Annotated in this window: 11 protein-coding genes; 5 read left to right on the top strand and 6 right to left on the bottom strand. The window is 73.4% G+C overall.

What is annotated here, in order from left to right:
* The first annotated feature begins 21 nt into the window (after positions 1–21).
* Complete coding sequence (locus ACPT94_RS10265) at positions 22–342, top strand: RedY protein (RefSeq protein ID WP_360331758.1); 321 nt, start codon at positions 22–24, stop codon at positions 340–342.
* A 26-nt stretch (positions 343–368) separates the two neighbouring features.
* On the opposite strand, the gene ACPT94_RS10260 is transcribed toward ACPT94_RS10265, so the two are convergent.
* The 6 genes from ACPT94_RS10260 to ACPT94_RS10235 all read right to left on the bottom strand — a co-directional run bounded on the left by ACPT94_RS10260 (position 369) and on the right by ACPT94_RS10235 (position 6,115).
* Positions 369–1,040: a LuxR C-terminal-related transcriptional regulator gene (locus ACPT94_RS10260; protein WP_360331952.1), complete on the bottom strand. Its 672-nt coding sequence runs from the start codon at positions 1,038–1,040 to the stop codon at positions 369–371.
* Between the two features lie 363 nt (positions 1,041–1,403).
* A complete protein-coding gene (locus ACPT94_RS10255; protein WP_360331755.1) occupies positions 1,404–2,597 on the bottom strand; it encodes a nitroreductase family protein in 1,194 nt (397 codons plus the stop codon).
* Positions 2,598–2,750: 153 nt separating this feature from the next.
* Complete coding sequence (locus ACPT94_RS10250) at positions 2,751–3,587, bottom strand: 4'-phosphopantetheinyl transferase family protein (protein WP_360331752.1); 837 nt, start codon at positions 3,585–3,587, stop codon at positions 2,751–2,753.
* Positions 3,574–4,464 (bottom strand): DUF6206 family protein, encoded by an 891-nt coding sequence (locus tag ACPT94_RS10245; RefSeq protein ID WP_360331749.1) that lies wholly within the window; start codon positions 4,462–4,464, stop codon positions 3,574–3,576. The genes ACPT94_RS10250 and ACPT94_RS10245 overlap by 14 nt, the downstream gene beginning before the upstream one ends.
* Before the next feature lie 182 nt (positions 4,465–4,646).
* Complete coding sequence (locus ACPT94_RS10240; RefSeq protein ID WP_360331746.1) at positions 4,647–5,873, bottom strand: beta-ketoacyl-[acyl-carrier-protein] synthase family protein; 1,227 nt, start codon at positions 5,871–5,873, stop codon at positions 4,647–4,649.
* The gene (locus tag ACPT94_RS10235; RefSeq protein WP_360331743.1) at positions 5,870–6,115 is read right to left on the bottom strand and encodes an acyl carrier protein; all 246 of its coding nucleotides are present in this window, start codon (positions 6,113–6,115) and stop codon (positions 5,870–5,872) included. Before ACPT94_RS10235 ends, ACPT94_RS10240 begins: the two co-directional genes overlap by 4 nt.
* A 281-nt stretch (positions 6,116–6,396) precedes the next feature.
* On the opposite strand from ACPT94_RS10235, the gene ACPT94_RS10230 reads away from it, so the two are divergent.
* The 4 genes from ACPT94_RS10230 (at position 6,397) to ACPT94_RS10215 (ending at position 11,511) form a co-directional block, all read left to right on the top strand.
* Complete coding sequence (locus ACPT94_RS10230) at positions 6,397–7,398, top strand: beta-ketoacyl-ACP synthase III (protein ID WP_360331740.1); 1,002 nt, start codon at positions 6,397–6,399, stop codon at positions 7,396–7,398.
* A 122-nt stretch (positions 7,399–7,520) separates the two neighbouring features.
* A complete protein-coding gene (locus ACPT94_RS10225) occupies positions 7,521–7,889 on the top strand; it encodes an acyl carrier protein (RefSeq protein WP_425245684.1) in 369 nt (122 codons plus the stop codon).
* Complete coding sequence (locus tag ACPT94_RS10220) at positions 7,886–9,808, top strand: aminotransferase class I/II-fold pyridoxal phosphate-dependent enzyme (RefSeq protein WP_425245683.1); 1,923 nt, start codon at positions 7,886–7,888, stop codon at positions 9,806–9,808. The genes ACPT94_RS10225 and ACPT94_RS10220 overlap by 4 nt, the downstream gene beginning before the upstream one ends.
* 125 nt (positions 9,809–9,933) lie before the next feature.
* A complete protein-coding gene (locus ACPT94_RS10215) occupies positions 9,934–11,511 on the top strand; it encodes a D-alanine--poly(phosphoribitol) ligase (RefSeq protein WP_425245714.1) in 1,578 nt (525 codons plus the stop codon).
* Positions 11,512–11,522: the final 11 nt, after the last annotated feature.

The following is an 11,522-nucleotide window of genomic DNA, read 5'->3' as shown; positions in this document are numbered from 1 at the left end:
TACGAAGGACGGGAGACCACCGTGCCCCTGATCATCCACCGCATCCGGCTGCGGGCGCAGACCGATCCCGCCCGTTTCGAGGACTGGGTGCGGCACGTCGACTACGCCGCATGCCCCGAACTGCCCAGTGTGCTGTCCTTCAGCGTTCAGCGGGTGTCGGCGGACCCGCAGGCGCCGTTCCACTACGTCGAGGTCGTCGAGGTCCGCAGCCGGGTGGATTTCGAGCGGGACATGGGCTCGGAGGTCTTCCGGGGGCTGGCGGCCGACTTCGGCACGATGGCCGAGGTGGTGGACGAGGTGGTCGGCGACCGCGTCGGGTCCGGTTACCGGGCCGCCTGCTGACGGCGCGGCCCGGACCGGGAGACCGGTCAGTCGGCGCCCGTCGCGTTCGCCTGCCGGACCGGGGACGCGATCGCGTCGACCAGCCCCGTCTGGTAGGCGACGGCGACGGCCTGGGCGCGGGTGGACGTGCCCATCTTGCGCAGCACGTTGTGGACGTGCGTGCGCACCGTCGCCTTGGACACCGAGAGTTTCTGCGCGATTTCGGCGTTGGATATTCCCCGGGTCAACAGGAGAAGGATTTCTCTTTCCCGTGGGGTGAATCTTTCGACTACTTGCCCCATGGGTGGTGCCGGTTTCTTCTCGAATTGCCTTCCGAGTGATGTGCGGGCGGCCAGCGGTGCCACGAGGGAATTTCCCTGCACCACTGTCGTGATGATGTGGATGAGTGCCTCGGCCGAACTGTCCACGGAGAACACCGCGTGCACGCCGTGCCGAAGCGCCTCGAATGCGCGGTGCGCGCACTCGGCGGTGCTGAGCAGGATGACCCGGCTCAGGCGGGAGAGTTCGGCGAGTTCGCACCTGTCGTCGACGGTGAGCACCGGAGCGACGACGATGATCGCGTCGGGACGGGACTCGACGGCCGCCCTGCGTGTGCGGTCCAGCGAGGTCTCCACCCGCACGTCGAGGTGGTGCTGTCGTAGAAGGGCGGACAGGCCGGCGCCCATGATCGCCTCGTCGCAGTAGACGACTACGTGCATGCTCACCGGCGGCCCCGGGGGGCCCGCCGGGCGGCGACGCGAGGAGTTCCGGGCCGGATGAAAGGAGGTTGAAGCGTCAATAAGCACTGGGTCATGTGCATCATTTCCCCGTTTACTTGAGGCGCCTCACATTAGCATGCGAGCAGTGACGCCGGTAAGGTTGTGCGGCGCTTCTCGGGGCGCTTCCATAGTGCTCTGCAAGCGGTCTGAGAAAGAAGACCGCGGCCGGCCGAAGGGGACGTTTCTGCTGGCTGGATTCCTGCTTCGGGCTGGCTGGATTCCTGCGTTCTTATTCAAGGGGCAAGTCCGGGGTGCATTTCCGGAAGGCCGTGGAAGTGCGCGGCGGACCGCGCACTCGTATTTTCATATCGGACGGTGTTGCGCGGCGTCGGCGCACCGCGGGGCCGGCGGGCTGCCGACGGTGGGCCGGCCGAGCCGGGCGAGGAAGAACGTGTGTCCGGGGAGACCGAGCGCGGTCCGCGCCTCGTGCCTCAGGTCGTCGTGCTGCAGCAGCACGCTGATCGGATGCAGAGCGAGGCCGGACCGCGTGGCCCGGAGCCAGTGGTCGACCAGCCGCGCCCCGCCGCGCAGGACGTCGGCCGGCCCGGGGGCGACGCCGGTGAAGCCCATCGCCACCACGGCGGGGGAGCGGCGGGCCAGCGCCGCGAGGCCCGCGGCGAGGCGCCTGTCGTACCCCGCACGGCACAGCACGCGCATCGCCGACGGCGCCAGGGCCAGGCGCCTGGCCAGGTGGTGCGGCCGCGACATCGGCCCGAACAGCTGGGTGAGGGTGAAGCCGTCCCCGCGGCCGTGTGCGTGGGCTTCGCTCCAGCGGAGGAAGGAGTGCGTCTCGCGCCAGGCACGGTGATGAGCGAAGTCCCGGCCCGCGTGCCGGGCGAGCAGCGCCGCGAAGGCCTCCAGCGCCGTGGGGTCCGTGAGGTGCCGGACGTCGATCCCGCCGCTGCCCTCCGCATCGTGGGCGGGGCGGGCGAGGTGTTCGAGGAGCCCGGGATCGAGCGGAGCCGTCCGGTACGGGGAGCGGTTGGTGCGCCGCTCCCGCGCCGTTGCAGCGAGGTCGGCGACGCGCTCGTCGGAGGCCGCACCGCGCCGCAGCGCCACCACGCACAGCAGGCTCCACTCGCGGGGCCAGACAGCCCCGAACGGGCAGGCGCCGGGCTCCTCCGCCGTGCGCGACCGCACCGGTGCCCAGCCCTGGGCGGCCAGGGCGCGCAGCAGCACCCGCCAGTACGCGCCGCAGCTCACCCCCATCTCGACGGCGTGCGCGGGCAGCGCGACGAGGTGGCGGCGCCGGTCCAGAGCGAGCGCCAGGTACTCGGTCCCGCCGGGTGGGGAGGACGCCTGCCCGGCGTCGTCCTCCGCGAGGCCCAGGAAGGCGGCCGCCGCGGCACGGGCCGGCCCGCTCACGGCCCTGGCCAGGCCCCACGGCTGGCAGTTGTGCGACGAGGGACTCAGCGCGGCGCAGCGCGTCGCCTCGTCGAGCGCCTCGGGGAACGGCCGCGCCGGCGACGGCGCGGGACAGGACGATGGCGGCAGCATGCCGTCCTCCACCTCACTTCGCACAGGGCAGGTCACTTCCGCGGAGGGCAGGTCACTTCCGCAGGGGCAGATCACTTCCGGCGTCGGGGGATTTCGCTGCGCGAGGGGGGGCTCCACCACGCCAGGAGGGCGCTCCCGTCCGCGGAAGGCCGTTCACGTCCACACAAGGGCCAGGAAGCAGCCGTCGACCTCACCCGCCCAGGTCCGTGGCGCGGCGTTGTCCGCGGTCGGAGCGTGCCGCAGCAGGCCGGGGCCCGCGCGCCAGGAGAACGCCCCGTCGTGGTGCCGGCCGGTGAGGGCGACCTCGCGGAAGTCGACGCGCAGCCCGAACCCGTAGTACTTGAGCACCGCCTCCTTGCACGCCCAGCGCAGCGGCAGCGGCATTCCGGCCAGGCGTCTGCCCTCCGGGCAGGGGGAGCCAGGGTCCCCCTCGTGGGAGAGGAGCAGGGCCAGCGGGGGCGCCAGGGTGCGGCGGTGCTCCAGGTCGATCCCGACGGCGTGCGGTGCGCACGCGGCCACGGCGAAGTCCCCGGAGTGGGAGATCCCGACGCCGACCGGCGCGTCGACCACGGGCCGGCCGGCCCGCGGCCCGTGCGGGACGGCACCGACCCGGACCGCACGCGTCCCGGCGTCCCGGCCCCCGTGCCGCCGCAGGTACGCGCAGACGGCGTGCTTCACGGCGAGCCGGCCCGCCAGCCACTCGTAGCGGCGCCTGGGCACGCGCAGGGTGGCCGCTTGGGCCGCCTCCTCCGGCGCCAGGTGCCGGGCCTCCAGTCGGGCCGCCACCGCGTGACTCTGCGCGCGCAGCCACGCGACGGACACCACCGCGACGGTGAGCCGGTCGGCCGGGTGCGCCACATGCAGCGGCCGGGCCGGGTCCGGAACGAGGCGGTTCCCCGCGAACGCCGCGGGCGCCGCCCGCGGGCGGCGCGGGTCGGCCGCGCGGGGGAGCGGCACCGACCGCGTCGGCGGGGCGTCAGCGGTCGACATCGGGCGGCAGCAGGAACGGGTAGGTGCGCCGGCGGACCGTGCGGTGCCAGAAGCGGTCCGCCCTGCGCAGCCGTTGGACGAACTCCCACATCCGCGCGTCGCCCCGGTAGTACGCCGCCACCTCCTTGGCGGTGAGGGGCCTGGCGAGACGCGCGTTGGCCTGCTCCAGGAAGCCGGGGATCAGCTTCTCCAGCCGTTCCTTGTGCAGGTTGCCGAGGAAGTCCAGGACCACGCCGCGCGTCGTGTAGAACTTGTCGAAGATCGACGTGGCCGTGCAGATCCGGACCGCGTCGCGCAGGGCCCACGGCAGGGACGTGAAGAACAGGGGGACGTCCAGCAGTTCACGGCCGCGGGCGTCCCGCATGAGCGGCGTCGTCACGTCCAGGTGGACCAGCTCACCGTCGGTGTCCACCCAGTTCGAGGCCTGCGCGTCCAGCCCGAGCGACGGGTCGACGACGCCGTCGACCTGGTCGAGGAAACGGGCGAAGAACTTCTCGGCCCACACCTCGCCCTCCGTGTGCAGGAGGCGGGAGCACAGACGCCGCGCGGGCAGGGCGGGTTGGACGCAGTAGCCGACGATCCGCCCCGAGGGCAGGGAGGTGTGCCACAGGCGTGTCTCGGCGACCCGCACCCCGCCGTGCTGCAGCCGCTGGAGGTATGCGGCGAGGGTGCGTTCGTAGCGTTCGAAGCGGTCCCGCGTCGGGAAGACCGGCAGCCGCTTGCAGGCGAACGCGCCGTGTTCGGTCTCCAGCCTCAGGACGAGGGTGACCTCGCCGTAGCCGAGCACGCTCAGGCCCGTGTCGTCGGCGTTCCTCAGCGCGGTCCGCACCCGGTCTTCGAGCGCCCGGAGCTCGCGGTCGGGGACCGTGAAGGTCATGGTGGCGTCACCTGCTTCCGGTTCTCGGAACTGTGGGGAGTGCGGTGTTCGTCAGCCGCGGGACGTGCCGCGGGGCGCCGGTCTCCCGGGCGACCCGGGCTCGGGCCTGGACGACCCGGCTCGGGCGGGGGCGACCGGGCTCGGGCGGAGGCGACCCGGCTCGGGCGGGCGCGACCCCGGGCTCAGGCGGACGTGAAGACCAGCACCGCGTTCTGGCCGCCGAAGCCGAACGAGTTGGTCAGCGCGACCTGGACCGTCTGCCGGCGCGGGGCACCGCGGACCACGTCCAACTCCACGCCCGGGTCCTGCCGTTCCAGGTTCGCCGTGGGCGGCACGGTCGAGCGCTCGACGGTCAGGACGGTCAGCGCGGCCTCGATCGCCCCGGCGGCACCCAGAGCGTGTCCGAGCACGCCCTTGACCGAGGTGACGGACGCCCGGTCGCCGAGCAGCTCGCGGAGCGTGCGGGCCTCCACCGCGTCGTTGAGCGGGGTGGAGGTGCCGTGCGCGTTCACGTGGTCGACCTCCGCCGGCACCACCCCGGCCTGCCGCAGCGCGGCCCGCACCGCCCGCCGGACACCGCCGCCTTCGGGGTCGGGGGCGGTGATGTGATGGGCGTCCGCGGACGCGCCGTAGCCGGCTAGCCGTGCCCGGACCGTGGCGCCGCGGGCCCTGGCGTCCGCCTCCCGCTCCAGCACGAGCATGCCGCCGCCCTCGCCGATGACGAAGCCGTCCCGGTCGGTGTCGAAGGGACGGGACGCCGCCGCGGGCTCGTCGAGCCGCCGGGACAGGGCGCCCATCCGGGCGAAGCCCGTCACCATCAGCGGGCTCACCCCCGCCTCGGCTCCGCCGGTGACCACGACGTCGCAGGTGCCGTCGTGCAGGAGGCGGGCGGCCGCGCCGATCGCCGTGGCACCGGACGCGCAGGCCGTGGCGGTGACGAAGTTCGGGCCGGTGGCGCGCAGCTCCATGGCCAGATGACCGGCGACCATGTTCGGCACGAGCATCGGGACCAGCAGGGCGGACACCGCCTCCGGCCCCAAGCCGAGCATTCTGCGGTGCTGCGCCTCCCAGGTCCCGACACCCCCGAGCCCGCACCCCACGACCACGCCGACCCGGGCCCCGTCCCAGCCGGCCGGGTCGAGCCCGGAGGAGGCGACCGCTTCCCGGGCCGCGACGATCCCCAGCTGGACGAAGCGGTCGTGCGTCAGGGGGCTGCGCCGGCCGACGTGGCGGACCGGGTCCAGACCGGGCACGGTGCAGGAGATGTCCACCGGGAGCCCGTCCAGATCCGGATTCCGCGCCGCCGTCGGCACCCCCGCGCAGACCCGCTCCCAGGTCGCGTCCGCGCCGATGCCGGCCGCGGTGACGAGACCCAGCCCGGTGACGGCGAGGGCGGGTGCGGGCCTCACGACGCCGCGGCCGCGGTCCGGCTCTCGATCAGCTCCGCCGCCTGGGCCACGGTGCCGTCCGGCGCCGCCGCGTCCTCGTCCAACTCCACACCGAACTCGGACTGGATCACCAGCACCAGCTCCACCAGGAACAGCGAGTCCATCTCGAGGTCCCGGAAGGTGACGTCGGGCCCGATCTCCGTACGGTCCACCGCGAAGCGGTCGACCAGCAGATCGACGAGTTTGTCGTACGTGGCGCTCATGAGGGTGATCCGCCTTTCCAGGAGAGGGTCCGTCGACCGGCGCGGCCGGTGCACGGCGTCACACCGCAGTCTGGGCAGGCGGCCTGACCGCCCGCTGACCGGCGACTGACCTGCGCCGGGTCAGCCGCCGGTCAGCGGGCGGTCAGCCCCGGCCCACAGACTCGGCACGACCCGAACCATTCGGCCGTACCGCATCCGAGGAGCACAGCCGTGAATTCCTGCCGTCGGCACAGACTTCGCCGGGAGACCAGGCACCGCCACCGGCATCACGGCGGTGGCCGGTGACCCGCGCTGCCGTACTGGACGGCATCGGGAGCTGCCTGCCGCCCCGGCTGGTCACCAACGACGAGCTCGCGGCGAGGCTGGACACCTCCGACGCCTGGATCCGGTCACGGACCGGGATACGGCAGCGCTACGTCGTCCCGGACGGCATGGGCACCTCCGACCTGGCCGTCGGCGCCGGCTCCCGGGCGCTGAAGTCCTCCGGCGATCCCCACGCCGACACCGTCGTCGTGGCCACCACGACACCCGACCGGCCCTGTCCGGCCACGGCCCCGGCGGTCGCCGCCAGGCTGGGCCTCGGCCATGCGGCGGCCTACGACGTGGCGGCGGTCTGCACCGGGTTCCTGTACGCGCTCGCGACCGCGTCGGGGCTGATCGCCATGGGCGTCTCCGCCCGCGCCCTGGTGATCGGCGCGGAGACCTTCTCCCGGATCCTCAACCCGGACGACCGGTCCACGTCGGTCATCTTCGGCGACGGCGCGGGGGCCGTGGTGCTGCGCGCCGGAAGCCCGGACGAGCCGGGCGCCCTCGGCCCGTTCGAGCTGCGCAGCGACGGCTGGGGCCGGGATCTCATCACGGTGCCGGCCGGTGGCCCGCCGCCGGCCGGCACCGCCACGGGGCCCGCAACCGCCGACTACTACTTCACGATGCAGGGCAGGAAGGTGTTCCGGCTTGCCGTGCGGCGCATGGGGGAGTGCGCCCTGGCCGTTCTGGACCGGGCGGGACGGCGGCCGGGCGACGTCGACCGCCTCGTCAGCCATCAGGCGAACCAACGCATCATCGAGCGCCTGGCCGACGAGATCGGCATCCCGTACGAGCGCACGGTCAGCGACATCGCCCGGGTGGGCAACACGGCGGCCGCCTCCATACCGCTGGCCCTCGACCACGCGCACGCCGAGCGTGTGCTCAGGCCGGGAGACCGGGTGCTTCTCACGGCGTTCGGCGGTGGCCTCACCTGGGGGGCGTCGATGCTCACCTGGCCTGCCATCGACCCCGTCTGAGGGCCTGCCCCGGCCACCTCCGAGGGCGGCGTGCCGCGCCCTCGACCCGCCCGGTCACGCCGTCACGAACGCGCAGAGGACTCAGGGGACCAAACGTGCAGCGGACTCGACCAAGGACGACCATGACCCCGCAGAAGCTGATCACCGACTACATCGCCGACGTCTGGATGGACGGCGACGCCGAAGGGCTGGAGCCGCAGACGCCGATCGCCGAACTGAACATCATCGACTCGGCGGGGGTCTTCGACCTCGTCCACTTCCTGCAGACCGAGTTCCGGATCACCGTTCCGCTGCACGAGGTGTCGCTGGACAACTTCCGGTCCGTCAGCGCGATCGCCGCTCTCGTCGACCGGCTGCGGAGCGACGACCGGCGGAAGGGCGGTCCGCGCAAGGACGATCCGCCCAGGGGCGGTCCACGCATGGACGGTCCGCGCAAGGACGACCTGCCGAAGCCCGACCTGCCGCAGGACGAAGGGGGCAGCGCCGCATGACCCACCGCGCAGATCTCGCGGATCCCGTGGACGAACGGCCCGACCCGACGCGCATCCTCGCGCAGGTGGTGGACATCGTCGCGGCCCGGACCCTCTACGACGAGTCGCACCTGGGGCCGGACAGCCACTTCGAGGCGGAGCTCGGCATCGACTCCGTCCTCCTGCAGTCCGTACTGGCCGCCGTCAGGGAGCGCTTCCGCCTCGGCGCCGGCGCACTGCACGGCGGGATCACCACCATCAGGGAACTCGCCGACGCCGTGCGCGGCGAACTGGAGGCCGCGCAGGCCGGGCCCGCGGTCGTCCGGGATCCCGGGGGCACCGCGGGTCCGGCGGTCACCGCGGGTACGGCGGTCACCGCAGGTCCGGAAGACACCGTCCTGGAGGCCGTCGTCACCGCCGCCCTGCGCCAGACCCAGTACCAGCGCCACCAGCTCGACCCCGACGCCGACATCGAGAGCGAACTCGGCATCGACTCCGTCATCCTCACCTCCGTCGTCACCGAGGCCGCCGAGGCCCTCGGCCTGCCGCGCACCACGCCCGCCGCGGTGGACGCCACCACGCTGCGCACGCTGGCCGAGCACCTCCGCGCCCGGACCGCGCAACACCCCGCGAGCCGGACACCGGCGCCGACGGCGACGGTGGCAGAGGAGGACGACTGGGACCGCCGCTCGATGAAGGACTTCGTCGAGGAACGCGACCGCGACCTGTTCGCCAAGGCCCGCAGCTTCGGCCCGTACCTGCGCAGGCGCGAGGAGGAACAGCACTACTGGTACGGGATGCCGCTGCGCTCGCAGTGCCGCAACCGCGCCGTCATCTACGACGAACTGGCCGGCCGCGAGCGCGAGTTCCTCATGTTCGCGTCCAACAACTACCTGGGACTCGCCAACCACCCGAAGGTCGTCGAGGCGATCTGCGACGCCACCCGCGCCTACGGGGCCACGCACACCGGCTCGCGGTTCATCGGTGGCACCAACACGCTCCACAAGGAGCTCGAACGGCGGCTCGCCGCCTTCAAGCAGCGCCCGGCCTGCATCGTCTATCCCGGCGGCTACGCCGCGAACCTGGGCGCCATCTCCGCGCTGGTCAGGAGCTACGACACGCTCGTGACCGACAAGCTCAACCACATGAGCATCCTGGACGGGGCCAGGCTCTCCGGCGCCGTCCGCAGGATCTACCAGCACAACGACATGGCGGACCTGGAGCGCATCCTCCGACGGGGCGCCCAGGACGCCGAGGGAGGCCTGCTCGTCGTCGCCGACGGCGTGTTCAGCATGCACGGCGACCTGTGCGACCTGCCCGAGATCGTCCGGCTGGCCCGCACCTACGGGGCCCGCGTGATGGTGGACGACGCCCACGCCACCGGCGTACTGGGCGCGCGCGGCTCCGGCACGGCCGAGCACTTCGGCCTCAAGGGCGAGGTCGACCTGGAACTCGGCACCATGAGCAAGGCCCTGGCCGGCATGGGCGGATTCGTCGTCGGCGACGAGGAGGTCGTCGAGTACCTCCGCTACTACTCCCACTCCTACGTCTTCGCCGCGAACATCCCCGCCGGCGTGGCCGCCGGACTCATCGCCTCCCTCGACGTCATCGAGTCGGAACCCGAGCGTGTCAAGCAGCTGTGGACCAACATCGGCACGTTGCGCGGGCGGCTGCTGGAAGCCGGGTTCGACCTGGAGAACTCCGAGAGCGCCATCCTGCCCCTCGTCATCGGCGACGAGCGCGGGGCGATGGAGATGGGCCGGGCGGTCCGCGCCCGCGGGCTGTTCTGCCAGACCGTGGTCTACCCGGGCGTACCGCTCGGGGACGCCCGGCTCCGGGTCAGCGTGACCAGCGAGCACACCCCCGAGGACCTGGAACTCGCCGCGGAGATCTTCGTCGACGCGGCCCGCGAGACCGGCGTCCTGCCGGCCACGGCATGAGGCAGGAGGCGCAGACCATGGCTGCCCGGAACCCCTCCGACCCCTCCGCGACCGCCCCTTCCCGCATCGACCCTCCCCCGACCGAGTCCCCCGTGACCGGCTCCTGCGCCGTCAGCCCGTCCGTGATGCGCCTGCCGCGGGACGTCGCCCGCCGGCACGCCGACCGGCCGGCGATCGTCGGCCAGGAGACGGTGACGTACCGGGAACTCGTCGCGCGTGTCGACGTGTTCGCCTCCCGGCTGCTCGACCTCGCGGTCGTGGCCGGCGACCGGATCGCGATCTGGACGGACAAGCAGCCCCGCTACGCCGAGGCGATCCTCGCCGCCCTGCAGGCGGGCTGCGCCTATGTGCCCCTCGACGGCGGCCAGCCCGTGGACCGGGTGCGGACCGTCCTCGCCGACGCCGAACCCGCCGTCCTCGTCACCGACCGGCGCCGCCTCGGCCTGCTCGCCGCCGGACCGCTGCCGTCCTCCTTGAAGGCCGTCGTCACCACCGGGGACGGGCCGGGGGAGGGGACGGTGGCCGGCGTTCCCGTCCTCACCTGGGCGGACTTCACGCGGGTGGCGGCCGGACGGGTGGCCCTCGTGCCCCCGGTCGGGCCGGCCGACCTGGCCGCGATCCTCTACACCTCCGGATCGACCGGCGCCCCGAAGGGCGTGCGGATCTCCCACCGCAACCTCGCCCAGTTCGTGTCCTGGGCCCGCGCGGAACTCGACGTCCGCCCCGACGACGTCTTCGCCAACCACGCCTCGTTCAACTTCGACCTGTCCACCCTCGACCTGTTCGCCGCGCTGACCACCGGAGCGGCGGTGTGGATCGTCGGGGACGCCCAGGCGCGGGACGTCTCGGCGCTGGCCGACGGCATCCGCGAGCACGGCGTCACCGTCTGGTACTCGGTCCCGTCGGTGCTGAACCTGCTGACGGCGTCCGGCGCGCTCACCCGGGAGGGGGCGCGGAGCCTGCGCTACGTGCTCTTCGCCGGCGAGGTGTTCCCCGTCGCGCAGCTGCGCGCGCTCGCCGGGCTGCTCCCCCCGGGCGCCGCGCTGTACAACCTCTACGGGCCCACGGAGACCAACGTCTGCACCTACCACCGGGTCCGGCCGCAGGACCTGCGGCGCACGGTGCCGGTGCCGATCGGCCGCCCGATCAGCGGGGCCCGGCTGACCGTCCTCGGCGACGACGGCAGGCCCCTCGTCCGGCCCGGCGAGATCGGCGAACTCGTCGTGGCCGGCGACTGCGTGACCCCCGGCTACTGGCGGCGCCCCGACGACCCCGCGGCCGCCTGCCACTGCCGGGGTGAGCACCCCACGGGCGACCTGGTGAGCTTCGACGACGACGGACTGCTCGTCTACCACGGGCGCACGGACCGCATGGTGAAGCTCAACGGCTACCGGGTGGAACTGGGGGAGATCGAGGCGGCCGTCCTGCAGCACCCCGCCGTCGCCGACGCCGCGGTGCTCCTCGCCGACGAGGGCGCCCAGGCCCGCCTCGCCCTGTACTACACGCTGCGCGAGGGCGCGACCAGGCCGAGCCTGCTCCAGCTCAAGCAGCACTGCGCACGGCGCCTACCGGCCTACATGGTCCCGCACACGGCGACCCGCCTGGACCGGCTGCCGCGCAACGCCAACGGCAAGACCGACTACCGCCGTCTCGGCCAGGAGGCGGCCCGGACCACAGCAGAGCCCGCGGGCGCTGCGCGGTGAGCGACGGGAGA

This window comes from Streptomyces aurantiaciflavus, assembly GCF_049808595.1.
Classification (GTDB): domain Bacteria; phylum Actinomycetota; class Actinomycetes; order Streptomycetales; family Streptomycetaceae; genus Streptomyces.
This window is presented reverse-complemented; position numbering and strand designations above follow the sequence as displayed.